Here is a 25,838-nt window from a genome sequence, read left to right as displayed (position 1 = left end):
CCATGGCACCGGCGCGTGGTGGATTTCTCGTCGGTCTGGTCGGATCGGGGATCGGCACCTCGCTCACCCCGCCCCTGCACGAACGCGAGGCAGACGCGCTCGGCCTCCGCTACCTCTACCGCGTGCTCGACCTGGACACACTCGGCGCGCACGGGATCGGCGAGGTGGTGGCGGCCGCGCGGCTCGCCGGGTACGACGGCCTGAACGTCACCCACCCCGTCAAGCAGCTCGTGCTCGACCACCTCGACGAGCTCGTCCCCGACGCCGCGGCGGTGGGTGCGGTCAACACGGTGGTGTTCACGGAGGCGGGTGCGGTCGGCCACAACACGGACCTGACCGGATTCGCACGGGCGCTCGCCACCGGGCTGCCCGGCGTGGCCATGGACACGGTCGTGCTCCTCGGCGCGGGTGGCGCGGGCGCGGCCGTCGGTCACGCACTGGTCTCACTGGGTGTCCAGTCCCTCCGCATCGCCGACCTCGACCACGGCAGGGCCGAGCGGCTCGCGGACCGCATCCTCGCCGCGAAGGCCGTCCGGCTCGACGTGCCAGGGCTGCTCGACGGCGCGGACGGGCTCGTGCACGCCACCCCGACCGGCATGGTCGGCCACCCCGGCCTGCCTCTGCCCGCGACAGCCCTGCGACCCGACCTGTGGGTCGCCGACATCGTCTACCGCCCGCTGGAGACCGAACTCCTGACGGTCGCGCGGGCAGCGGGCTGCCGGGCGCTCGACGGCGGCCGGATGGCGGTGTTCCAGGCCGCCGACACGTTCCGGATCATCACCGGCCGCGAGCCGGACGCGGACCGGATGCTGCGCCACTTCGACGAGATCGCCAGGAGGTAACCGTGGTCACCGCGGAACTGGAGCGCACGACGGAGCCGACGTCGGTGACGAGGCCCGCCAGACTCACCATCGCGACGGTCTGCCTGTCCGGGACGCTGGAGGACAAGCTGGCCGCGGCGGCCTCGGCGGGCTTCGACGGCGTCGAGCTGGCACAGGACGACCTCGTCGCGTCGCCGCTCGCCCCGGAGCACGTGCGGCAGCGGTGCGCGGACCTCGGCCTCACCATCGACCTCTACCAGCCGTTCCACGACTTCGAGTCCGTTCCGCCGGACGTGTTCCGCGCCAACCTGCGCAGAGCGGAACGCAAGTTCGACCTGATGGCCAGGCTGGACGTGCGGACCCTGCTGGTCTGCTCGACCATGTCGGCCGACGCCTTCGACGACGACGAGCTGGCGGCCGAGCAGCTGCACACGCTCGCCGAGCACGCCGGCGCCCGCGGCCTGCGCATCGCCTACGAGGCGCTTGCCTGGGGCAGGTTCGTCGACACCGTCGACCACGCGTGGCGCGTCGTGCGCCGGGCCGCGCATCCCGCGCTCGGCCTGTGCCTCGACAGCTTCCACGCACTCGCCCGCGGCCGTGACCTGACCGGCCTCCGGGTCATCCCCGGTGCCAAGGTGTTCGCGCTGCAGCTGGCCGACGCCCCGCCACGGCACATGGACCTCGAACAGTGGAGCACGCACCACCGGCTCTTCCCCGGGCAGGGCGCGTTCGACCTCGCCGCCTTCGCGCGGACCGTGCTCGCCACCGGCTACGCGGGGCCGATCTCGCTCGAGGTCTCCAACGACGTGTTCCGCCAGACCGATCCCCGGCGCACGGCGATCGACGCGATGCGGTCGCTCATCGCCGTCCGGGACGGTTTCGCCGCGCAGCCCGCCGCTCCCGCACCACAGCCGACCGGCCACGCCTTCACCGAGCTTTCCGTGGACGACATCTCCGGCCCGGTGCTGGAGTCCGCGCTCTCCTCGCTCGGCTTCGCCCACACCGGCGGGCACCGCTCCAAGCCCGTGCAGCTGTGGGAACAGGGCGAGGCTCGGGTGCTCCTCAACGCCACGCCACGGGCCACGGCGATCCCCGGCACCGGCGAGGTCATCGCGCTCGGTCTCGAAAGCCCCGATCCCACCGCGTCGGCCGCGCGTGCGGAGCGGCTACTCGCGCCGGTCCGGCCGCGTACCCGCCAGCGTCGGGAGGCCGACCTGCCGTCGGTGTCCACACCGGACGGCATCACCGTCCTGTTCTGCCGCACGGGTGCCGAACAGGACGACTGGCTGGCGGACTTCACCCCGACCGGCGCGACGGCGGGCGGTCCCCTGTGCGCCACCGACCACGTCTCGCTCACCCAGCCGTTCGACGGCTTCGACCAGTCCACCCTGTTCTACCGGGCGGTGCTCGGGCTGCGTGCCCAGTCGGCGACCGAGTTCGCGGCGCCGTTCGGCCTGATCCGCAGCCGTGGCGCGACCGATCCACATCACCGGGTGCGCATCACGCTCAACGCCGCGCTCTACCGCCGCGGCCAGTGGGCGCCCGCGGTGCCGGAACCCCAGCACGTCGCCTTCCGCACCGACGACGCCATCGCGGCGGCACGGACCCTGCGTGAGCTGGGCGCACCGCTGCTGGCGATCTCGGAGAACTACTACGACGACCTCGACGCACGCTTCGAACTGCCCGCCGACCTGCTCGCCGACCTGAAGGCGCACTCGGTCCTCTACGACCGCGACGAGCACGGCGAGTACTTCCACTTCTACACCGAGATGCTCGCCAACCGCGTGTTCTTCGAGGTGGTCCAACGCGTCGACGGCTACCACGGGTACGGCGCCGCCACCTCGACCCCGGTGCGCATGACCGCCCACCGCCAACGCCGCCTCGTCGCGGCCACCGTCATCCCGGCCGTGCCGGCCGCCCGGGGCGAGCACGAGTACTCCGTGGCCCACCTGTCGGCACTGAGCCTGTCGCCACCCGAGCTGATCTCGGCCGCCGCCGACGCCGGCTACGACTTCGTCGGCCTCCGCCTCACCAGGGTGACGCCCGACGAGCCCCACTACCCCGTCGCGACCGATCCCGCCCTGCTACGCGAAACCAAGGCGCGCCTCGCCGACACCGGCGTCCGGGTGCTCGACGTCGAGCTCGCCAGGATCGGCCCCCACGATGATCCCCGGACGTTCCAGCGCTACCTGGAGGTCGGTGCGGAACTGGGCGCACGCCACGTGATCACCCAGCTCCCGGACGCCAACCGCGACCGCAAGACCGAGCACTTCGCCCTACTGTGCGACCTCGCCCGCCCGCTCGGCCTCACGATCGACCTGGAGTTCCCGTCCTGGACCGAGACGCCGAACCTCGCCGAGGCCACGTACGTGCTGCGGACCGCGGACCGCGTGAACGCCGGCATGCTCATCGACCTGCTCCACTTCGCCCGATCCCAGTCGAGCATCGAGGAGCTACGCGAGCTGCCCCGGGAGTGGTTCCACTTCGCCCACGTCTGCGACGCCCCGGCCCGCATCCCCGCCACCGTCGAAGGCCTGATCCACACCGCCCGCTTCGAACGCCTCTTCCCCGGCGAGGGCGGCATCGACGTCCGGGGCGTACTCGACGCCCTCCCCCGGAACATCCCGTACGCGCTGGAGATCCCGCGTGCCAGCCTGACCGCGCAGGTCGGCGAGCGCGAGTGCCTTCGCCGTGCCCTCGCCACCACCCGCGCCCACCTCAAGGCACCCGCGGGTCGCCCGTGACCGTCGCTGTCGACGGTTCGACGGTGGGGTTTTCCCCACCTCGGATCCTGGTCTGTGCCCCAGTGCTCGGTGGCCGTCTGGCTGGAATCGTTGTCCGGGTAGGCGTGTGGCGGGCGAGATGGGGAGTGACATGGTGACGAGGTCCGGTCGGCTGGTCGGGATGGCCGCGATGCTGGTCGTCGCTGTCGGAGGTGTCGTGTCGGTGTCCGACGGGCAGGACGCGGCGACGGGTTCGGAACTGCAGGGCGTCGTGGACGGGCTGACCCGCCAGGACGGGTTTCCCGCCGCGCTCGCCACCGTGAGCGAGACGGCCGGGCCGGACGGCACCGCCCGGTACCGGACCGTGCGCAGCGGTGTCGGCGACCTCGACACCGGAGCCCCCGTGCCCTACGACGGCCGGGTCCGGATGGGCAGCAGCACCAAGACGTTGGTGGCGACCGTCGTGCTGCAGCTCGTCGACCGGGGCCGGATCGCCCTGGACGCGCCGGTCGAGCGCTACCTGCCGGGACTGGTGCGCGGCAACGGCAACGACGGCCGCAGGATACGCATCCGGCACCTGCTGCAGCACACCAGCGGCCTACCGGACTACGCCGACCATCTGCCGTTCACACCGGAGAACCTCGACGCCCGGTTCCAGCGGTTCAGCAGCACGCAGCTGCTCGACCTGGCGCTCGCGCACCCACCGACGTTCCAGCCGGGAGAGACCGGCCGCTGGGCCTACACCAACACCGGGTACGAACTGCTCGGCATGGTGATCGAGAAGGTCACCGGGCACAGCTGGCAGCACGAGGTGACCGAGCGCGTCATCAAGCCCCTGGCCCTGGACACCATGTACCTGCCCCGGACCGGCGAGCACGAGCTGCGTGGGCCGCACCCGCGCAGCTACCTGACCGTGCCCGGCCCCGCCGGGCCCCGGCCGGCCGACGTCACCGAGTTCGAACCCTCGGTCTTCGGTGCGGCCGGCATGCTGGTGTCCACCCCACGCGACTACAACCGGTTCCTGACCGCACTGCTCGACGGTGACCTGCTGTCGCCGGAGATCCTGGCGGAGATGAAGCGAACGGATCCGGCGACGCGGATGTGGCCCGGCGCGGAGTACGGGCTCGGCCTCATCCGCACGCCGCTGTCCTGCGGCGGCTACGTCTACGGCCACAGCGGTGACGTGCCCGGCTACTCGACCAGGAGCGGTGTGGCCGTCGACGCCGCCGGACACCCCGGTCGCAGCGGCACCGTCGTCGTCACCCGGGCGTCCGACACCGTGGCGCAGGGCCTGGACCTGGTCGAGGCGGTCGACACCGCCCTGTGCGACCGAGCGCCGGTCGAGTGAACGCGGCGGGACAGCGCGGTGTGGCCCGAGTCAGCGGCCGCGTGCCGAGCGGTGGAACCCGTGGCCGGTCTTCTCGCCGAGCCGGCCGGCGGCCACCAGGTCGGCCAGCAGGGGGCTGGGCTCGAAGCGGGGGTCGCCGGTGAACCGTCGCAGTACCGCCAGGGTGTCGACGATCGTGTCAAGGCCGATCAGGTCGGCCGTGCGCAGTGGACCCATCGGGTGCCCGAAGCACTTCTGGAACACGGCGTCCACGGTGGCCGCGTCGGCGGTGCCCTGCGCCAGCACGGCGGCCGCCTCGTTGACGGTGAGCATCAGCACCCGGTTGGACACGAACCCGGGCCCGTCACCGACCAGGATGGACTCCTTGCCAAGGCTCGCCAGCAGCCGGGTGGTGCGGTGCAGGGTGTCCGCCGAGGTGCGGGGGCCGCACGCCACCTCGACGGTGTCCTTCAGCGGGGCCGGGTTCATGAAGTGGGTGCCGATCATCCGGCCGGGATCGCTGACCCAGCCGGCGAGGTGGTCGATCGGGATCGCCGAGGTGCAGGAGGCCAGCACCGCGCCGGGGGCGCTGTGCCCGTCGGCCTCGCGCAGCGCGTGTTCCTTGAGCGGCAGCCGTTCCGGCACGCATTCGATCACGAACTCCGGGGAGCCGAGCTGGTCCAGGCGATCGACCCAGCGAATCCTGCCGAGCACCTCGTCCGGGTCGTGTCCGGTGCGGCGCAGCATCCGTGCCAGCCGCACCCCGGCGCGCACGCGTTCCGGCCCGGCCGCGCGTGCGGTGGCGGCGGGCTCGAACACCGTCGCGGTGTGCCCTGCCTCGGCCAGGCACTGCGCGACGCCGCAGCCCATCGTGCCGCCGCCGAGCACCGCGTAGTTCTGCATCTCCGCTTCCTCCCGTGGATGGCGGTCAGTGGACGGCATCGGTGAGCACCCTGATGTGTCCGGAACGGGACACCGGTTCGCCCCGGTGCGCCAACAGCAACCCGTTCCCCTCCTCGCGCTCCACCTCGAAACCGCTGAACCGCAACGTGACCAGCATGATCCGGTTGACGTCGGTCGGCACGAACTCGGCCATCGGGCGCAGGCCCTCGGCCAGGGCGCGGCGCACGACCTGCTCGATCAGGGCCGCGCCCGCCCCTCGGGAGGCCACCCGGCAGGAGGTGAGCAGCAGCTTGATCGTGCTGGTGGTCGCGTCCTGCTCGGTCACGGCCAGGCCGATGATCCCGTACGGGCCGAACCGGTCGGTCAGCTCGGCGACCAGCACCTCGTGCCCCGGGGTGGCCGACAGCCCGTGCAGCTCGTCCTCGTCGAAGGTGCGGCCGGTGGTGTTGAGCTGGTTGGTGCGCACGGTCAGCTCGTGCGCCCTGGCCAGGTCACCGGGGGTGGCCCGGCGGAGCGCCATGGTCAGGCCGAGCGAGGCCAGGAACTCCGGCGCGGTGCCGGCGTGTTCCTGTTCCGCCGCGCGCCGACCGGCCTCCACCTGGTACAGCTTCCTGCGCTGGGCCGACTCCGCGGTTCGGGTCACCGGCCGGAACTCGGGGCGCCCGGGCAGCGAACCCACGTCCTCGGCCGGGTACGCCCGCACCGCCGGCAGCGCCGTGACGACCTCGGCACGTTCGACCGGGTCGTTGTCGACGAAGGCGAAACTGTCCAGGCCGAGGTTGAGCAGCTCCGCGACGCGGCGGACCGAGGCGGACTTGGCACCCCAGCCGATCTCCACCACCGTGAACAGGTCCCGCAGGCCGAGTGACTCCAGATGGGCGAGCGCGGTGCGCTCGTCACCCCGGCTGGCGACCGCGTGCAGGATGCCGCGTTCGTCCAGCACCCGCAACGTCTCGACCGCCCGCGGGAACGGTGCCGCGCGGTCCCCCTCCAGCACGACTCCCCGCCACAGGGTGTCGTCGAGATCCCAGACCAGGCACTTCACCGCGCGGGTCATGCCACACTCCCAGTTCTGTGCTGTCGCAGCAGGTGATCGGCGATGTGCAGCTCGCACACCTGGTCCGAACCCTCGATGATCTGCATGACCTTGGCGTCGCGGAAGAACCGGCCCGCGCGGCTGTCCCCGGCGCACCCCGCTGACCCGAGCAGCTGCACGGCGTCCCTGCTCGAGGACGCCGCGGCCCGCGCCGCCGCGTACTTCGCCATGACCGTGGTGGCGACCGCGCCCGGCTCCCCCGCGTCCCGGGCCCGGCTCGCGGCGAGGCACAGCTGGCGCGCCGAGGTGGCGTCCACCGCCATCCCGGCCAGCATCGACCGCACCAACTCGTGCTCGGCGAGCGCCACCGAGCCCTGCCGTCGCCGTACGACGTGCGCCGCCGTGTCCGCGACACAGGCGGCGGCCATGCCGGCACAGCCCCAGGCGACGGTGAAGCGGCCGTGGTCCAGCGCCGTGGCGACCACGTGCGACAGCCCGAAACCGGGCCGTGCCACCAGGTTGCCGGCCGGCACCCGCACCCGGTCGAAGGTGACGTGCGCGATCATGGCGGCCCGCAGGCCGAGTTGCCCGGACACCGGTTCGGTGGTCACCCCGGCACGCTCGGCCTCCACCAGCACCGTGGCCGCACGGCCGTCGAGCCTGCCGAGCACCAGGAACACCGTCGCCTCCTGGCCGAAGGTGACCCAGCGTTTCTCCCCGGTCACGGTGATCACGTCGCCGGCGCGCTCGAGCCGGGTGTCCACAGCGGACAGCTCGGTGCCGGCCCCCGGCTCGGTCGCGGCGAAACCGGCGAGCTGTTCCCCCGACGCCAGCGCGGGCAGCCAGTCCGCGCGCTGCTCGGCGGTACCCCAGCGGGCGATCGCGGCGGACACCATGCCCTGCACGGTGACCAGCCCGCGGACCGAACTGCACACGGCGCCGATCTCGGCGCACAGCTCACCGAGATCGGCCTGGGAACCGCCGAGGCCACCGTACCGCGCCGGCAGGTCGGTGCCGAACCACCCGGCCTTGGCCACGGCGTCGCGTACGTCGACGGGCAGCACCCCGCGGTCGTCCCAGTCGGCGGCGTCCAGCTCACTGGGACGCATCTGCGCCGGCCGTCTTGCCGAGCACGAACGCGGTCAACCGGTTCACCGTGCGGAAGTTGTCCAGGTCGAGGTCCTCCGCCGCGACCGTGATCCCGAACCGGTGCTCCACGAAGGCCACCAGCTCCAGCGCCGCCAGCGAGTTGAACAGGCCCCGCTCGAAGTAGTCCTCGTCCAGGCCGGGCTCGGCACCGACCAGCGAGCTGACGAACTCGAGCAGCTGACCGCGCACCTCGTCGGCCTCGACCCCGGTCTGCATCCGTTCCTCCTACAGGTAGTGCGTTTCGGTGTCGTCGCGCACGTGCTCGACGAGCAGCAGGCTCCAGGCCGCCACCGGGCTGGCGTTGACCACCACCGCCCGGGAGCCGGGCGGCAGCTCGCCGCCGGCGATGGCGGTGGACAGGTTGAGCAGGATGTCGTTGGGCCCGAGGTGGCCGTAGGACACGAGGTTCTCCGCGCAGGCGCCGGCGAGCCGGACGCCGAGCACCTCCTCGGTGAACCGGAACGCCCCGGCCGACAGGTTCTGGCTGAGATGACAGTTCACGTCGGCGGTGGTCATCCCGTTGCGGGCGAGCAGTTCGCGGTACAGCTCCCGCAGCCGCAGCCGGCCCTCCACGGCGAGCTGGAAGGAGTACCGCCGCGGGTCGGCGCACTCCTCGCGCCAGTCCCCCTCGGGCAGGTCCCGGAACCGCACCGTGTACAGGTCCCAGTAGTCACCGTTGGTGGCCTGCACCATGTCGAGCACCCGCAGCGGGCCGGTTCTGGACAGCAGCACGGCCTGCCCGCCGTCACCGCTGACGGTGACCGGATGCCGGTACCGCCTCGGGGTGGGCGGCCGGCTGCCGTGCACCACGAGCACCTGGTCCAACGCGGGATCCGCGGCGAGCAACCCACGTGCGGTGAGCAGGGCGGGGGTGATCGAGACACAGCCGAGACCGCCGACCGAGAAGGTGAGCGCGTCGCTGAGGCCGAGCAACGCCTGCAACCTGGTGGCCTCCGAGCTCATCAGCCGCTCGGGGGCGCGTGACCCGATCACCACCAGTGCGTCCGGCCTCGCTCCGGTCTCGGCGAGCACCTTCCCCGCCGCATTCGCCGCCAGCTCCACCGCGTCGTACCGGGGGTCCGCGCGGACCTGCTCGATGCCGAGGTCGAGGCAGGCCTGTCGCCGGTCGGCCGGCAGCTCGGCCAACTCCGGCAGGTCCACGACCTTGGCCACCCGTTCCGGCAGGAAGTCGGCGGTCGCCCGCACCGCGAGGGGTGCGGTCACGTGTCGGCGTCCAGCTCGGCGAAGGCCTCGGCCAGCCGATCGGCGAGGACGGTCGCCTCCTTGGCGTCGACGCGTCCACTGTGCACGAGCTGGATCTCCGTCTGCCCGCCGGTCACCCCGGTGGACAGCAACAACGGCGACAACGCCAGCAGCGACGGCAACGGCATCGGGATCGGCACGGAGCGGATCGACAGCGGCCCGCCGAGCCGGATCGGATGAAGCGTGCTGGTCTTGTGCTCGACCAACAACATCGGCTCGGCCAGCGAGCGCAGTTCCCGGGCCGCGGGCGTGGGCGGACTCAGGCGGCGCAGCATGCCGTAACCGACGCCGTCGTTCGGCACCGACCGCAGCACGTCGGCGACGCCGGGCAACGCGGCCAGGGCGCCCGTCGCCGGATCGACCGGCAGGTGCACCGGGAACACGTTGGTGAACCAGCCGATCGAGCGGGACCGATCCGCCGGCCGGAAGCGGTTCGGCGTGCCGTACCCGACAGTCCCCAGGAAGGCACCCGGTTCGCCACGCCACCAGGACCAGGCGCAGGCCGTGGCGCACAGCGCGGCCTCCCGGCTGGTTCGTCCCGGCTCGGCGAGCAGACGGGCGAGGCGCTCGCCGGGCACGACCCTGGTGATGATGCCCGGCTCACCGCCCGCGTCCTCGGTCGGCGGCAACGCGGCGGCACCCCGGCGCAGCACGCTCGTCCAGTAGTCGAGCTCGCCGGCGAGCTCGTCGTCCTGTGCGAGGCGGGTCATCAGGCGGGTCCACTCCCGCCACGCGGCCGGGCGTCCCGCCACCGCACCGGCGTTGCCGGCCAGGGCCTCGTTGAGGTCCTCGAGCAGCGGCACGGTGGAGATCGCGTCGTGCATGAAGTGGTGGATCGCCAGCAACACCAGGCCGGCGCGGTGGGCGCCCCGGTCGTAGTGGCGGGCCCGCAGCACCGGGCCGCGCCCGAGGTCGAGCTCCGCGGCCAGCTCGGCGGCGTCCGCGGCGAGCAGCGCCAGCTCCTCCTCCTCGCTCATCGGCGGCAGCACCCGGGTGTCCACGATGGAGTCCGAGCCGGCATCGGACAGCTCGAGCCGCCAGCCGAGGCGATTGCGGCGCAGCCGGTACCGCAGCGGCTCCTGCAGCCGGACGAGCTCGGCGAAGGCGGCCCGCAGTCGGTCGGGGCGCACACTCGGCGCGGCCTCCAGGACCTCCGTCACCACGAAGTCGGGCGCGCCAGGGGCGACCCGTTCGGCCGCGTCCAGCAGGCCCAGCATGAGCGGGCTGAGCGGGATCGGCCCGTCGTCCACGGCAGGTCCGATCGGTGTGTCGGCGGTCGGTGTCTCGGCGGGGGTCGCGGCCGCGGCCAGCCCCCGGAGGGTCGGGTGGCGCAGCACGTCCTGCGCGGTGATCGTCACCCCGGCTCGTGCGGCCCGCGCCGCGACGCCCACGCTCAGGATGGAGTCGCCGCCGATCCGGAAGAAGTCCTCGTCGGGGCCGATGGATTCGCGGTCGAGCAGCTCGGCCCAGATCCCGTGCAGAACCCGCTCGGTGTCGGTGGGCTTGCTCATCGAGTCTCCCTCTTCGCCGTCCAGCGCGGTGCGATCGACTTTTCCGTTGACAGTCCTCGGCAACTCCCGGTGCCGGACGATCCGGGCCGGCACGAGGTAGGGCGGCAGTTGCGCGCCGAGCGCGGCGCGCAGCCGCGGCTCGTCGGGCAGCCGGTCACCGGCGACGTGGGCCACCAGCCGCGGCACGCCGGCGTCGCCTCGCTCGGCGAGGACCGCCGACTCGCGCACTCCAGGCTGGGCGGTGAGCACGCGTTCCACCTCGGCCGGTTCCACCCGGTGCCCGCGGATGGACACCTGCTGGTCGAGCCGGCCGTGGAAGGCGATCGTGCCGTCCCGGCGGAGCGAGACGAGGTCACCGGTGCGGTACAACCGACTGCCGGGCGCGCCGAACGGGTCCGGTACGAAGCGGGCGGCCGTGAGCGCGGGCAGCCGGTGGTAGCCGCGGGCCACCTGGACACCGCCGAGGTACAACTCCCCCAGCGCCCCGGCCGCCGCCGGTCGCCCGTCGGGGTCGAGCACGTGGGCGGTGGTCCCGGCGACGGGCCGGCCGAGGTCCGGTAGCTCCGTGCCGTCCGGGGCAACCGGCCCGCACAGCGTGACCACCGTGCACTCGGTCGGACCATAGAGGTTCAGCATGCGGTACGGGGCACCGGCAGGCGGCCGGGAGCGAAGCCGGTCGCCACCCGCGGCGAGCACCCGCAACCCCGGCAGGTGCGGTCGTTCGGCGAGCAACAGCTCCGCCAACGCCGTCGGCATCGCCGCCACGTGGATGCCGTCCTCGTTCAGCGAGCGGACCAGCTCGGCGGGCGTGCTCAGCACGTCCGCGACGACGTGCAGGGTGGCCCCGTGCACCAGTGCGGGCAGCACCTCCATGATGGCGCCGTCGAAGGCGGGGGCGAAGAACTGCGCCACCCGGTCGCTTTCGGACAGTCCGAATTCGCTGCCATACCGGGACACCAGGTTCAGCAGGCTACTGTGCTCGATGTCGCAGCCGTGCGGACGGCCGGTGGATCCGGAGGTGTGCGCCACGTAGGCGAGATCGCGACCGGTCGGCCGGCCGGGGAACTCCGGCGGTCCCCCGTCCGGGGCGTACGGGTTCAGCACCGGGCGTGCCCCGGCGTCGAGCGCACGATCGGCGACCACGACCGCGGCGGCGAGCGACTCGACGATCCAGTTCCGCCGCGCCGCGGGCACGGCGGGGTCGACGGGCGCGAACGCGGCTCCCGCACCCAGCACGCCGAGCCACGCGACGACCAGCCCGGCTCCCCGGCCGACCACCACCGGGACCACGGTCCCCGGTCCGGCACCCGCGGCGACCAGCCGGCGGGACAGCGCGGCGGCCGCGTCGACGATCTCGCCGTAGCTGTGGACCCCGTCGTGGTCCACGACAGCGGGGTGGTCCGGTCGCCGCAGGGCGTGCCGCAGCACGAGGTCGTGCACCAGAGCGCCGGTGACCGCCGCCGGCGTCGGCACGCCGGTCGGTTCGGGAACCGGTCGACCGGCGTCGCGGGCCAGCTCGTTCAGCCGCCGATCGGGGTGGTCCAGCACCTCGACGACGATCCGCTGGTAGAGCGCGGACACCGCGCGCATGGTGGACTCGTCGAACAGGTCGGTGGCGTACTCGAGGTAGCAGCGCATCGGCCCACCGTCCTGATCGGACAGCCCGAGGGTGAGGTCGAACTTCGACGTGCCGTCGGCGATGCCGTAGCCGCCCTCCTCCGGCGGGTTGGCCCGCAGTCCCGGCAGATCGGCGGAGTGCGTCTCGGTGTTCTGGTGGGTGTAGCACACGGTGAAGAGCGGGTGGCGCGCCGGATCCCGCTCCTGGCCGAGGTCGGCCACGATGTCGGAGAAGGGCAGCTCCTCGTGGTCGAGCACGCCCGCGACGGTCCGTGCGCACCGCCGGACGACCTCCCGGAAGTCGACCCCGCCGTCGAGCCGGGTGCGGAACGGCAGCAGGTTGTTGAAGTACCCGATCAGCTCGTGGGTCAGCGGGTTGACCCGTCCCGTCGTCGCCGCGCCGACCACCACGTCCCCGTGCCCGGCCCACCGGTACATCAGTACGTCGAACACCGCGAGCATGGTGACGAACGTGGTCACGCCGGCCGCCGCGCTGAACTCACGCAGGCGCTCGGCGTGCTCGAGTGTCAGGGTGAACCCGAACAGGGCGCCCGCGTGTGACCCGACGGCCGGCCTCGGCCGGTCGAGCGGCAGCTCCTGGCGGGGCACGCCGGCCAGCTCCCCGCGCCAGTACTCGAGTGCCCGTGTGCGGCGCCGGTCGTCGAGCCAGGTGCGTTGCCAGCCGGCGAAGTCCGCGTACTGGATCGGCAGCTCGGGCAGCACTGGCGCCCTGCCTTCGACCCTGGCGGCGTAGAGCTCGGCGAGGTCACGGAAGAAGGGCTTGGGTGCCCAGCCGTCGAAGGCGATGTGGTGGAAGGTGCAGACGAGCTGGTGGTCGCCAGTCCGGTCGTCGCCAGCCTCGTTGTCCCCCTCCTGGTTGTCGCCCTTCTGGTCGTCACCGTCGGCCAGCACGAACAGCACGGCGCGCGCCAGCGGGCCGGCGGCGAGGTCGAACGGCCGGCTCCCCTCCACCCGCACGGCCTCCCGCAGCTCCGCTTCCCCGGCCGAGGTCAGGTCCACGGTCCGCAGCTCCAGCGGCGGCAGGTCGGCCAGCACGTACGGACGGCCGTTCTCGTCGGCGACGATCCTGGTCCGCATGACCTCGTGCCGGATCGACAGGTCGGCGAGCGCGCCCCGCAACGCCTCCCGGTCCAGCGGGCCGTGGTAGCGCAGGTCGACCGGGATGTTGTAGAGCGCCGTCCCCGGTCGCAGCTGGTCGAGATACCACAGCTGCTCCTGCCCGGCCGAGATCGGCAGCGGTCCCCCGCGGGGCAGCACCGGGACGGTCCAGTCCTCGACACCAGCGCCGGCATCGGCACCCGCCCCCTGGCGCCGGGCGATCAGTGCCGCCAGCGCGCGGACCGTTCGGTGCTCGTACAGCTCGGTGAAGCCGATCCGGACCCCCAGTTCGGCCTCCAGCTCGCGGATCAGGCTGATCCCGGCGATCGAGGTGCCGCCGAGGTCGAAGTAGTCGGACTCCGGTCCGATGCCGGTGGCCTTGAGCACCCTGGTCCACACCGCCGTCACGGCCTGCTCGACACCGCCGGTCACCTGCCCCGGTTCCCCGGCCGGCTCGGTACCCCTGACCCAGCAGGACACCTGCTCGAACGGGTAGGTCGGTGCCTCGATCCTCGGTGGCCGGCCGGCGGCATGGTGGGCGGACCAGTCGATGTCCACCCCGAGCTCGTACAGCTCGGCCAGTGCCGCGACCGGTCCACCGCCGCCGAGCAGCCGCACGACCGGCAGGTCCGGCGCCAGGGCCGCGACCTCGCGGGAGAGCACCCCGTCCGCGCCCATCTCCAGCAGCACCGCGCCGTCGGCGACGAACCCGCGCACCGCCCGGCGCAGGCCCTCGGCGTTGATCTCCGCCGACATCCCGGCCGCCGCCGCCTCGGCCTCGGCCGGGGTGGTCCGGCCACGGGCCAGCCGCACGGCCAGGTTGCCGATGCCGCTGCCGACCATCCTCGTGTCGTCCAGTCCGAGTGAGCGCACCAACTGGTACAGCTCCCACTGCCGCGTCCAGTGCTCGCCGTCACCGGAGAACAGCAGCACCACGGGTGCTCCCGCGGGCGCCGGCCGGTCCGGCGGCGTTGCCAGGCGCAGCGCGGTGGTGAGCTCGTCGAGACCCGGCACGACGAAGGCGCGCCGATACGGGTGGTCGTCGCGTCCCTCGTTCAGGGTCGCGGCGACCTGTGCCAGCGAGTGCTCGGTGCGCTCGGTGAAGTCCGCGAGCACCCGCAGGTACTCGCCGAGGGCGGTCCGGGTCTTCGCCGACACGGTCACCAGGCGTGGCTCGCCGTCGTCGGCTCCGGTGCGCTCGGGCGGCACGTGTTCCAGGACCGCGTGCACGTTGGTCCCGGTGATGCCGAAGGAGCTGAGCCCGGCCCGTCGTGGTTGCTCCCCGTCCGGCCATCCGACCGGTTTCGTCAGCACCTCGACCGGCACCGAGAAGGACGGGTTGAGCCGGTCGAAGTGCACTGTGGGGTAACGGGTTCCGTGGCGCAGCGCGGAGATCACCCTGAGCAGACCGGCGATCCCGGCGGCATGGTCGAGGTGGCCGAAGTTCGCCTTCACCGAACCGATCGCCGGCACACCGCCGGGGAACGCCTCGGCCAGCCCGGCCACCTCGATCACGTCACCGAGCGGCGTGGCCGACCCGTGGCCCTCGACGTAACCGATGGTCTCCGGCGCGACTCCCGCCTCGCCGTGGGCCGCGCGGATCACCTCGGCCTGGGCGGACGAGCTCGGCGCGCTCATGCCAACCGCCCTGGCGCCGTTCTGGTTGACCGCGACGCCGCGGAGCACCGCGATGACGTTGTCCTGGTCGGCCAGGGCAGCCGAAAGCCGCTTCAACACGACGAATCCGCCGCCCTCGCCACCGACCGTGCCGTCGGCGGCCGCGTCGAACGGACGGCACACGCCGGCCGCGGACATGACCCCCGGCACCGGGTCGTGCCCCTCTTCGGGCACCAGCACCGACTCCACGCTGAAGCCGCCGCAGACGGCCAGCCCGGCCCGGCCCGACCGCAGCTGGGCCACGGCCAGCGCGACCGCGGTCAGGCTGCCGCTGCAGGCGGTGTCCACCACCAGCGCGGGCCCGGTGAAGTCGAAGACGTGGGCGATCCGGGCCGCGGCGGCCGCCGGTAGGGAACCGAGGATCTGCCGGGAGTCCTCGCCGGTGTACAGACCGGCGTAGGACGGGGTCGGGGCGCTGACCACGACCGCGGTGTCCGAGCCCCGCAGGCGGGACGGCGCGTAACCGGCGTGCTCGAGCGCCTCGTGCACCAGCTGCAGGCTCATCCGCTGGTGCGGGTCCACCAGCTCGCTCTCCCCGAGGGACAGACCGAAGAACCCGTGGTCGAACAGGTCGACCCGGTCGAGGTAGCCGAGCGAGACGTAGTCCACGTCGGACCGTCCGCCCGCGTTGACCACACGCTCCCTCGCCGGCGGGCGGATCGCGTCCAGCCCGGCGGACAACGCGCCGTGCAGCGCGTCGAAGGTGCGCAGGCCGCCCGGCAGCGCGAACGCCGCCCCGACGACGGCTATCGGCTCGGCTGCCGTCCCGTTGGGGTTCATCGCCGCCTCACAGCTCGTGGTCCGCGGTCGCCCGGGTCCCCGGGCCGATCCGGCCGGCCATCGCCTCGATGGTCGGATGGTCGAGCAGCACCGCCACCGGCAGCTCGGGCCGGCCGAGCCTGGCGAACTCGCCGGCCAGCTGGACCAGCGTCAGCGACGAACCGCCCGCTTCGAAGAACCGCTCCCTGATCCCGATCTCCGTGCGGCCGAGCACCTCGGCCCAGGCCCGTGCCACCAGTCGTTCGCTGTCGGTACGGGGCGCCAGGTACTCGGCACCGGGAGCGAGGGCGGTGGCGGGCAGCCGCGCCCGGTCGATCTTGCCGCGCGAGGTCACCGGCATCCGGTCGAGCGTGCCGAACTCGGCGGGCACCAGCTGTTCCGGCAGGATCGCGGCCAGGTGGTCGCGCAGCTCGCCGGCGGACGGGCCCGGTCGTTCGTGCGGCACGGTCCAGGCCACCAGCCTGCGTGCCGCCCCGGAACCCGTGGCGGTGACCGCCGCCGCACGGACGCCGGGGTGGCGCAGCAACGCCGCTTCCACCTCACCGGGCTCGATCCGGACCCCGCGCACCTTCACCTGGCCGTCCGCGCGGCCGGCGAAGTACAGCGACCCGTCGGCCGACCAGCGGGCGAGGTCCCCCGTGCGGTAGAGCCGTTCCCCCGGCGCGCCGAACGGATCGGGCACGAAGCTCGCCGCGGTCAGGCCCGGCCGGGCGTGGTAGCCGCGGGCGAGCCGCTGCCCACCGAGGTGGATCTCGCCGACGGCACCGACCGGAACCGGTCGCAGCCACGGATCCAGCAGGCGCACCACCATGCCGGCCACGGGGCCGCCGATCGCCGGGGCGTCCACTCCGGACAGAGCGGGGCTCATGGTCGCGCAGATCGTGCCCTCGGTCGGCCCGTAGGAGTTGAACAGCCGACGTCCGGCCGACCAGCCGGCCGCCAGCTCGGCCGGGAGCGCCTCGCCGCCGCAGACGATGGTGATCCCCGGCGGCAACGAGCCGGCGGGCAGCACCGCGAGCACCGACGGCACCAACGTCATATGGGTCACCCCGTTCGCCGCGACCACGTCCGCCAGACCGGTGACCGGAAGACCCTGCGGCGCGAGCACCTGGGTCGCCCCGGTGAACAGTCCGGTGAGCAGCTCGAAGACCGAGGCGTCGAAGGCCGGGGACAGCCAGTGCAGCACCCGGCTGCCCCGGCCCACGCCGAGCGCCGGGCCGAGGGCGGCCGGGAGAGCGGCCAGGCCGCGGTGTGGCAGTACCACGCCCTTGGGCCGGCCGGTGGTCCCCGACGTGTAGATCAGGAAGGCCGCGTCGTCCGGCCGGGACGGGCGGTCGAGCACCGGACCGCGGTCCGGCCCCGGTAGGTCCACCCGCAGTTCCGGCACGCCGACCGGCGAGAACCGGCCGGCCGAGGCGCGGTCGGTCAGCACCAGGGCGGCACCGGCGTCCCCGGTCAGCCACCGCAGCCGTTCCGCCGGCTGCCCCGGGTCCATCGGCAGGCAGGCACCACCGGCCCTGAGCACGGCCAGCACGGCGGTGATCGAGGCCGGCCCACGGTCGAGGCAGATCCCCACCACCGACTCCGCGCCGATACCCAGCTCACCGAGCCGGTGCGCCAGCCGGCCGGACCGTTCGTCCAGCGCGCGGAAGGTGAGCTCGGTGCCGGCCGAGACGGCCACCGCGTCCGGCGCCAGGCGGACCTGTTCGGCGAACAGCTCGACGGCGGTCCTCGGCGAGGCGGGTCGCGTCGCCGGGCGACCCCAGCTGTCGAGCAGGTCGAGCTCCGCGCGCGGCAGTACGCCGACCCTGCCCAGCGGCTGTTCCGGCGCGCCGACCAGCGCGGACAACACGGTGGCCAGGCGGGCGCACAACCGCTCCGCCGTGACGTCGTCGAACAGCTCGACGTCGTAGACCAGCTCGAAGCACAGGGCCGGCTCGGGCAGGACGACCAGCCCGAGCGGGAAGTTGGTCGTCTCGTCGCCCTCGACCGCGACCACTCTCGGTCCGTTCTCGCCGACGGCGAACGGGTCCTCGACGTAGTTCTCGAAGGCGATCGTGCTGTCGAACAGGTTCACCCCGGGCGGGATCTCCGTGAGCCGCTGTTCCTGCGTGGCCGGGTAGAAGGCGTACTCGTGGGCCGCCAGCTGCCTGTCCTGGATCTCCGCGAGCCAGTCGAGCACCGTGACGTCCTCGTCGACGGTGAGCCGCACCGGGAGGACGTTGATCAGCGGGCCGAAGATCGTCTCGGCACCGGGCAGCTCCGGCGGGCGGAGCGAGACGGTGGTGCCGAAGACCACCTCCCGCCGCGCGCCGCTGTGCCGGGACAGCAACAGCCCCCAGGCCGCCTGCACGATCGTGTGGGTGGTGACCCGGTGCCGGCCGGCGAACCGCCGCAGCTCGGCGCTCTCCTCCTCGGTCAGGCGCAGCGTCCGCTTCCTGACCGCGCGGGTGCGGTGGCCCGGCGCCGGCCCGCGGTCGAACGGCAGCGGCGTCGGCTCGCACAGACCGGCGAGCACCGTTGCCCAGTAGGCCGCCGCGGCGTCGTGGTCCTGCGCCGCGAGCCAGTCGCAGTAGTCGCGAAACGGCCGCTGGGGCGGCAGGTCGGGGGTTTCGCCCCGGCTCAACGCCACCGTGCGGGCCGCGACGCCGGAGAGCAGTCTGGCGATGCTCCAGCCGTCGATGAACAGGTGGTGCGTGGTCAGCAGCACCTGCACCTGTCGGTGCGGCAGGAGCGCGACGGCCACCCGGATCGGCGGCTCGGCGGCGAGGTCCATGCCGTCGGCCGCCTCGCGTTCCCGCAGCTGCCGCACCATCTCCGCGCGCCGCTCCGCGGAGAGCGCACGCCAGTCGTACCGGGTCACCGGCAGCGTCGTGGCGTGGTGCACCACCTGAACCGGCTCGGGCAGGCCGGCCCAGTGCACCGTGCTGCGGAGCGCGGGTGCCGCACCGACCACCAGCTGCCACGCCCGGACGAACGCGTCCAGGTCGGTCACTCCGTCGACGATCATGTCCATCCGGCGGGCGTAGACGTCCTCGGCACCACCAGCCAGCGTGTGGAACAGCATCCCGGCCTGTATGGGGGTGAGGCGGTACACGTCCCGCACCGCCCGCCCGTCGCCGACCAGCCGGTCCACCGCGGCCTGATCGAGGCCGGCGAGCGGGAAGTCCGACGGGGTGCGGCCACCCGCTCCCTCGGCGAGGCAGTGCGCGATGATTCCGCGCAGCGCGGCCGCGGTGTGCTCGGCCAGCCGGCGGACGGTCGGCGTGGTCACGGTGCCCGGGCAGTAGTCCCAGTGCAGCACCAGCTCCCCGGCGACCACGACCGCCGTGAGCTCCAACGGGAACGGCCGCACCTCGTCGGGATGTGCGCCGTCGGCGACCGGCAGCTCACGCAGGTACAGCTCGTTGGCGGAGTCGGCGAACCGGCCGAGATAGTTGACGTTGATCTCCGCGCGGTGCCCGCCGTCGAGTGCGCCGGTGCCGGCCAGGTGGCGCAGCGCGTCGTATCCGTGCCCACGGCCGGGGATCGCCCGCAGCTGTTCCTTGACAGACCGCAGCACCACTCGCCAGTCCCTGGTGTCCGGCAGGTCGACCACCACCGGGAACTGCGTGGTGAACCAGCCGACGGTCAGGGACGGGTCCGCCTGGCCGGCGAGCTGGTCCCTGCCGTGGCTCTCCAGGTTGACCAGCACGCTGTCGTGCCCCGTCCAGTCGGCCACCGCCACCGACAGCGCGCTCAGCAGTACGTCGTTGGCCTGGGTGCGGTAGACACCGGGCACCTGACGCAGCAACGCGGTGGTCTCCTCGGCGGTCAACCGGACGTCGAGGGTCTCGGCCGGCCCGGCCACGCCGGAGCCGTCCAGCGGAAGCGGCGGCACGATCCGCTCGTGCACGCTGGTCCAGTACGCCAGCTCGTGGTCGAGCGCGCCGGCCACCACCTGTTCGCGCAACAGCCGGGACCAGCGCCGGAACGACGTCGTCTTCCGCCCGAGGTCGACCGGCTTTCCGCGACCGGCCTGGGCGCAGGCGGTGCGGAGATCGTTCAGCAGGATGCGCCAGGAGACACCGTCGACGACGAAGTGGTGCACGGTCAGCATGAGCCTGGCCGGCCGGCCGGCGCCGAGCTCGAAGTGGTCCGCGCGCAGCAGCGGCCCGCGGGCGAGATCGAGCTCCGCGCGGGCGGCGGCCACCCGGCGACCGATCTCCGCGTCCACGTCGTCCACGCCGGACAGGTCGGACAGGCCGGACAGGTCGTGACCGCGGAACACGACTCCGGTCTCGACCTCGGGCAGGTGCTGCCGCCACGCACCGTCCTGCCGGGTGACCCGGATGCGCAGGGCGTCGTGGTGCTCGACCAACGCCAGGACCGCCGTGCGGACGACCTCCCGCTCCACCCCGGGCACGAGCTCGAGGAACCGGGACATCGTGAACTGTTCCGGGTGAACGGTGAAGTGGTCGAGGAACCACCGCTGGATCGGGGTCAGCTCCACCTCGCCCCAGGCGCGTTCGTCGTCGGCCCCCTCCGGGACGCCCTCGGCGGAGAGACCGGCCGCCAGACCGGCCACCGTCTGCCGTTCGAACACCGCCCGCGAGGTCAGCCGCAGACCGGCCCGGGTGGCGGCCGCCGCCACCCGGATGCTGAGGATCGAGTCGCCGCCGAGGGCGAAGAAGTTGTCGTCGACGCCGACCCGCTCCACCTTGAGCACCTCGCGGAACACCCGTGCGAGAACGGTTTCTGCGTGGGTACGCGGGGCGCGGTACTCCGTCCCGGGCCGCGCCCGCGGCACCGGTAGGGCCCGCACGTCGACCTTTCCGTGCGACGTCAGCGGCAACGCGTCGAGGACGACGAACACCGACGGCACCATGAAGCCCGGCAGGATGTCGGCGGCGTGCGTGCGTAGTACCTCGGCCGGCGGCGCCACGGTGGCGTCCGCCGGGACCACGTAGGCGATCAGGCGCCCGCCGCGGTCGGCGGTGACCACCGCCTCGGCGATCCGGGGGTGACGGGCCAGCACGGCCTCGATCTCGGCCGGCTCCACCCGGAACCCGCGTGCCTTGACCTGGCGGTCGACCCGGCCCCGGAACTCCAGCAGGCCGTCGGCGAGGCGACGGGCCAGGTCACCGGTGCGGTACATCCGCGCGCCGGGCGGGCCGTAGGGGTCGGCGACGAACCGGTCGGCGGTCAGCCCGGGGCGCCCGAGATACCCGCGGCCCACGCCGGCGCCACCGACGTACAGCTCGCCGTCGACACCCGGCGGCACCGGCCGCAGGTACCGGTCCAGCACATAGGCGCGGTTGCCGTCGATGGGCGTGCCGATCGGCACCGACGCGCCACGTCCCGGCTCGGCGGCTCGGGGCAGTACCAGACCGGTGGCGTGCATGGTGGTCTCGGCCGGTCCGTAGAGGTTGCCGAAAGCCGTGTGCGGCAGCCACTCGCGGGCGAGGTCGACCGGGCAGAGCTCACCGCCGACGAACACCAGCTCCAGCCCGGACACCGACTCGGGATCCACGGTGGACAGGAGAGCCGGCGGCAGCCCGAGGAAGGTGACCCGGTCCCGGCGGATCTGCTCGGCGAGGGTCAGCGTGCCGTCCCGCTCCCCCGCCTCGCCCAGGCAGACGGCCGCCCCGGACAACAACGGCATCAGCACCTGCATCAGGCCGAGGTCGAAGGTGATCGGCGAATGCAGCAACATTCGCGAACCCGGACCCAGCCCGACGTCCGCGTGCAGGTTCCGGACGCAGTTGACCAGCGATTCGTGCCGGATCATCACCGCCTTCGGCGCCCCGGTGGAGCCCGACGTGTACTCGACGTAGACCAGGTTGTCCGGCCAGGGGGTGACGTCGCGGCGCTTCGGCGCGACCGGATGGTCGCCGTCCACCCGGATCACCCGCGTCCGGTCGGGCAGCCGGTCCGCCCCGGTGGAGTCGGTGACCACCGCCATCGCGCCGGAGTCGTTCAGCAGAGCGGCGATGCGCTGGCGGGGGTGCTCCGGGTCGATCGGCAACAACGTCCCGCCCGCCCGGAGCACCGCCAGCAGGCTGACCACCAGGTCGACCCCGCGCGGCAGGCAGACACCCACCAGCGACTCGATGCCCACGCCGTGTTCGGCCAGCCGGTCGGCCAGGGCCTCGACGCGTTCGGACAGCTCCCGGTAGGTCAGCTCGACCGCACCGGCCACCACCGCCACCTCGGCGCCGTGCCGCCGGACGATCTCGGCGAACAGGGCCGGGGCCAGCGGCAGCCCGCACTCCTCGGTGGCCTCGGCGGCCGCCGGCGGCATCGTCGGTGACACCGTCAGGGGCATCGTCCGCAGTGGCCGGTCCGGCTCGCTGACGACGGTCGAGAGCACGTCGGCCAGCTGGTCGGCGTAGCGCTCCACGGTGGTCCGGTCGTAGAGCTCGGTGCTGTAGTTGACCAGGACCCGCAGCCGGTCGCCGACCAGGCGGAACTCGGTGGTGAGGTCGAAGTTCGCGGTGATCATCGGCATCTCCACCTCCTCGGTGGACAGGCCGGGGAAGTCCCTGCGCCGCGCGGGGGCGTTCTGCAGCACCACCATCGTGCGCACCAGCGGCAGGCCGGTGAGATCGCGTTCCGGCGCCAGCGCCCTGACCACCCGCTCGAACGTCAGCTCCGCGTGGTCGATCGCCTCCAGCACGGTCTCCCGTACGTGGCCCAGCAGGCCGGCGAAGCTCAGCTCCTCGTCCACGGTGGACCTGATCACCAGGGTGTCCACGAAGAACCCGGCCACGTCGGCGAACTCGGTCTGCTCGCGCCCCGCCTGCACGGTCCCGATCGCCACGTCGGGGTCGCCGGCGATCCGGGAGTGCACCAGTTGGCACGCCGCGACCAGGGTGGTGAACAGGGTGACCCGCCGTGTCCTGGCGAACTCGACCAGATGCGCGGTCGCCCCCGGTGCGAGGTGGATCTCGTGGGCGGCGCCCGCCGTCGACCGGCGGGCGGGCCGGGCCCGGTCCGCCGGCAGCGCGAATGGCCGCAGTCCTGAGAGCCGGTTGCGCCAGAAGGACAACTGCCGTTCCTCGGCCTCGGGAGTGAGCCGTTGTCGTTGCCAGCGCGCGAAATCCGTGTACCGCAGGGGCAGCGGCGCCAGCCGGGCCGACTCGTGCGAGACCTCGGCGCGGTAGTGCTCCGCCAGCTCCGAGAGGAGGATCTCGTTGGACCAGTCGTCGGTCAACAGGTGGTGCATGTTCAGCACCAGCACGTGCTCCCTCGGCCCCAGCCTGGCCAGCACGAGCCGCAGCGGTGGTCGTCGCGCCAGGTCGAAGACGACGGCTGCCTCGGCGTGCAGCAGCGTGTCGAGGTCCGCGTGCGGGTCGGGGCTCGCGGACAGGTCGGTCAGCTCGAGGTCGACCGGGGCGGGTCGCCACACCAGCTGCACCGGCTCGTCCTGGTGGACCGGGAAGCTCGTGCGGAGGATCTCGTGCCGTTCCACCAACGCGGTCAACGCCAGCCGCAGCGCCCGCACGTCCAGCTCGCCGGCGAACCGCAGGGCCTTGGGGAGGTTGTACTCCGAACCGGGCGCGTGCTCGTGGAGGAACCAGAGCCGCCGCTGCGCCGGCGACAGGGGGTGGCGATCATCCGGTCCGCCGGCGCGTACCGCCACCTCGGCGGCCGGGACCGCCGGTGACGCCGCGAGCTGTGCCACGGTCGGCCGGTCGAACAGGGCCCGGTGCGGCAACGCGAGCCCCAGCCGCGCCCTGGCCAGTGCGGCGACCTGGATGCCGAGGATGGAGTCCCCGCCGAGGTCGAAGAAGTTGTCGTCGACCCCCACCCGCTCGACCTCGAGCACCTCGCGCCAGATCTCGGCCAGTACCCGTTCCGCCTCGGTGCGCGGCGCGGTGCCGTTGGTCACCAGCGGCGGTGCGGGGAGCGCCCGCCGGTCGACCTTTCCGTCTGGCAGCGTCGGAAACCGCTCCAGAGCGACGAACGCCGTCGGCACCATGTGGTCGGGGAGCCGGGCGGCGAGGAAGTCCCGGAGCTCGTCGACCGTCGGTGTTCGCTCCCCGGCCGCGACGACGTAGCCGACCAGTCTTCGGCGCCCCGGCTCCCCCGGTGCCGCCACCACCGCCCGGTCCACCGCGGGATGCCGTACCAGCAGGCCTTCGATCTCGGCGGGCTCGATCCGGAAACCCCGGACCTTGACCTGGTCGTCGGTCCGTCCCAGGTGTTCCAGCACGCCGTCGGCCCGTCGCCGGACCAGGTCCCCGGTGCGGTACAGGGTCCGGCCGGGCGCGAACGGATCGGGCAGGAAACGCGACGCGGTCAGGCCCGGCCGTCGATGATAGCCACGTGCGACACCGTCGCCGCCGACGTACAACTCCCCTACCGTGACCGGCTCCATGCGATCGTCGAGCACGTGCACGGCGGTGCCCGGGACGGGCCGGCCGATCGGCACGGACGCGGCATCCCGCCATGCCTGTTCCGCCTCGCCCGGCTCCAGGCGGAACAGGCAGGAGTCCACTGTGGTCTCGGTGGCGCCGTACGCGTTCACCAGCCGGGTGTCCCGGTCGAGCAGGGCCAGCAGTTCCCTGCCGTCCTGGGCCGGCCAGGTCTCCGAGCCGACCGACAGCAGGTCCAACGGTGGCATGCCACCACGTCGCACTGCTTCCCGGCCGAGCGCCCTGGCCAACGACGGCAGCATCTCCAGTGCGGTCGCACCGGTGCGCTCGACGAGGTCGAGCAACAGCGCCGGGTCCGTGACCGCCTCCCTCGGTGCGATGACCATCGTCCCGCCGCGCAGCGCGGACCTGGCGAAGTCGGCGATGAACAGGTCGGTGCCGAAACCGGTGACGGACACGAACCGCTGGGGCCGTTCGCCCAGGCCGTACACCTCGGCCCAGGCCGCGCACATGTGCGCCAGCTGGCGGTGTTCGACGACGACGCCCTTGGGCGGTCCGGTCGATCCCGAGGTGTACATGAGGTATGCGGCGGACGCCGGGGCGATCTCGCGGACCCGGCGCGGTCGCGCCGGATCCGCGTTCCCGGCGTCGGCCGGTACCACCACGAGGTCCCCGAAATCGCCGGGCAGCGGGGAGTCCGACACCACCAGCCCGGCACCGGCGTCCTCCAGCATCCACCGCAGCCGCTCGGCCGGGTAGGCGACGTCCAGCGGTACGAAGGCCGCCCCGGTCCGCAGCACGGCGAGCAGGCCGGTCACCATCGCGGGGCCACGGTCCAGGTGCAGCGCCACCACCTCGCCAGGCCCGGCTCCGTCCTCGGCGAGCCGGGCGGCCAGCCGTGCCGCGCCGGTGTCCACCTCCGCGAAGGTCAGGCCGGTCCCACCAGAGATCACGGCAATGGCGTCCGGTGTACGGGAAACCTGTGCCGCGAACAACTCGGGCACGGTGGGTCCGCGCATCAACCCTCCCGGTCGGTCGACTGGACGACGGCCCCAGCGTGGTGGCGCACTCTCTACATTGGCTATAAGTCCTTGCCCGCAACGGATGTCGTGCCGTGGGGCGAGGACCTATATCACGCCCTCCGAACCTTGGGGGAAAACTATGGCTCCGCCCGGTTAGCCTGCGCGGAACCTGAGTCCCCGACAACGCGGGAGGGCACCACCGTGGGCCAGCGGGAGAAGGTAGTGCGCGCGGGTGACCAGTGGATCCGGCGCTACCACCCGTCGCCGTCGGCGCGGGCGACGCTCGTCTGCCTGCCGTACGCCGGCGGGTCGGCCAGCTACTTCTTCCCGGTGTCCCGGGAGCTCGCGCCGAACGTGGAGGTGCTGGCGATCCAGTACCCGGGGCGGCAGGACCGGCTCCTCGACCCCATGGTGTCCACTGTGGAGGAACTGGCCGACGCGGTGACCGAGGTGCTGCTGGCCACCGTGCCCGGTGACCGGCCGCTGGCCCTGTTCGGGCACAGCATGGGCGCCACGACCGCCTTCGAGGT

11 protein-coding genes are annotated in these 25,838 nt (G+C 73.1%); 4 read left to right on the top strand and 7 right to left on the bottom strand.

From position 1 onward, the window contains the following. Nucleotides 1-2 precede the first annotated feature (2 nt). From VET29_RS33695 to VET29_RS33685, 3 genes are all read left to right on the top strand, one after another. On the top strand, nucleotides 3-842 hold the full coding sequence (locus VET29_RS33695; protein WP_324928336.1) for a shikimate dehydrogenase: 840 nt from the start codon (nucleotides 3-5) through the stop codon (nucleotides 840-842). 2 nt (nucleotides 843-844) lie between these two features. Further along, nucleotides 845-3,565 (top strand): TIM barrel protein, encoded by a 2,721-nt coding sequence (locus VET29_RS33690; protein WP_324928334.1) that lies wholly within the window; start codon nucleotides 845-847, stop codon nucleotides 3,563-3,565. 130 nt (nucleotides 3,566-3,695) lie between these two features. After that, a complete protein-coding gene (locus tag VET29_RS33685; protein WP_324928332.1) occupies nucleotides 3,696-4,892 on the top strand; it encodes a serine hydrolase domain-containing protein in 1,197 nt (398 codons plus the stop codon). Nucleotides 4,893-4,922: 30 nt separating this feature from the next. Here the strand turns inward: VET29_RS33685 and VET29_RS33680 are convergent, their stop codons facing one another. From VET29_RS33680 to VET29_RS33650, 7 genes are read right to left on the bottom strand one after another with little or no spacing between them, the layout of a single operon-like run. Next, the gene (locus VET29_RS33680) at nucleotides 4,923-5,813 is read right to left on the bottom strand and encodes a 3-hydroxyacyl-CoA dehydrogenase family protein (protein ID WP_324928330.1); all 891 of its coding nucleotides are present in this window, start codon (nucleotides 5,811-5,813) and stop codon (nucleotides 4,923-4,925) included. Next, the gene (locus VET29_RS33675) at nucleotides 5,800-6,831 is read right to left on the bottom strand and encodes an HAD-IIIC family phosphatase (protein ID WP_324928328.1); all 1,032 of its coding nucleotides are present in this window, start codon (nucleotides 6,829-6,831) and stop codon (nucleotides 5,800-5,802) included. The genes VET29_RS33680 and VET29_RS33675 overlap by 14 nt, the downstream gene beginning before the upstream one ends. After that, nucleotides 6,828-7,919, bottom strand: a complete 1,092-nt coding sequence (locus tag VET29_RS33670; protein WP_324928326.1) for an acyl-CoA dehydrogenase family protein — start codon at nucleotides 7,917-7,919, stop codon at nucleotides 6,828-6,830. Before VET29_RS33670 ends, VET29_RS33675 begins: the two co-directional genes overlap by 4 nt. Beyond that, a complete protein-coding gene (locus VET29_RS33665; RefSeq protein WP_324928324.1) occupies nucleotides 7,906-8,175 on the bottom strand; it encodes an acyl carrier protein in 270 nt (89 codons plus the stop codon). Before VET29_RS33665 ends, VET29_RS33670 begins: the two co-directional genes overlap by 14 nt. Before the next feature lie 9 nt (nucleotides 8,176-8,184). Beyond that, entirely contained in the window at nucleotides 8,185-9,183 is a 999-nt protein-coding gene (locus VET29_RS33660; protein ID WP_324928322.1) for a 3-oxoacyl-ACP synthase, read from the bottom strand. Continuing rightward, on the bottom strand, nucleotides 9,180-15,926 hold the full coding sequence (locus VET29_RS33655; RefSeq protein ID WP_324928320.1) for a non-ribosomal peptide synthetase: 6,747 nt from the start codon (nucleotides 15,924-15,926) through the stop codon (nucleotides 9,180-9,182). Before VET29_RS33655 ends, VET29_RS33660 begins: the two co-directional genes overlap by 4 nt. 7 nt (nucleotides 15,927-15,933) lie before the next feature. Then, a complete protein-coding gene (locus tag VET29_RS33650) occupies nucleotides 15,934-25,305 on the bottom strand; it encodes a non-ribosomal peptide synthetase (RefSeq protein WP_324928318.1) in 9,372 nt (3,123 codons plus the stop codon). A gap of 225 nt (nucleotides 25,306-25,530) precedes the next feature. Here VET29_RS33650 and VET29_RS33645 point away from each other — a divergent pair. Next, nucleotides 25,531-25,838, top strand: a 308-nt coding sequence (locus VET29_RS33645; RefSeq protein WP_324928317.1) for a thioesterase II family protein, incomplete at its 3' end; no start/stop codon positions are given.

The sequence above is a fragment of the Actinophytocola sp. genome, from assembly GCF_035634895.1.
Lineage (GTDB): Bacteria > Actinomycetota > Actinomycetes > Mycobacteriales > Pseudonocardiaceae > Actinophytocola.
This window is presented reverse-complemented; position numbering and strand designations above follow the sequence as displayed.

Coding starts and splice junctions, on each gene's coding strand:
- VET29_RS33695 (WP_324928336.1), top strand. CDS start 3: ATGGCACCGGCGCGTGGTGGATTTCTCGTCGGTCTGGTCGGATCGGGG.
- VET29_RS33685 (WP_324928332.1), top strand. CDS start 3,696: ATGGTGACGAGGTCCGGTCGGCTGGTCGGGATGGCCGCGATGCTGGTC.
- VET29_RS33680 (WP_324928330.1), bottom strand. CDS start 5,813: ATGCCGTCCACTGACCGCCATCCACGGGAGGAAGCGGAGATGCAGAAC.
- VET29_RS33675 (WP_324928328.1), bottom strand. CDS start 6,831: ATGACCCGCGCGGTGAAGTGCCTGGTCTGGGATCTCGACGACACCCTG.
- VET29_RS33670 (WP_324928326.1), bottom strand. CDS start 7,919: ATGCGTCCCAGTGAGCTGGACGCCGCCGACTGGGACGACCGCGGGGTG.
- VET29_RS33665 (WP_324928324.1), bottom strand. CDS start 8,175: ATGCAGACCGGGGTCGAGGCCGACGAGGTGCGCGGTCAGCTGCTCGAG.
- VET29_RS33655 (WP_324928320.1), bottom strand. CDS start 15,926: ATGAACCCCAACGGGACGGCAGCCGAGCCGATAGCCGTCGTCGGGGCG.
- VET29_RS33650 (WP_324928318.1), bottom strand. CDS start 25,305: ATGCGCGGACCCACCGTGCCCGAGTTGTTCGCGGCACAGGTTTCCCGT.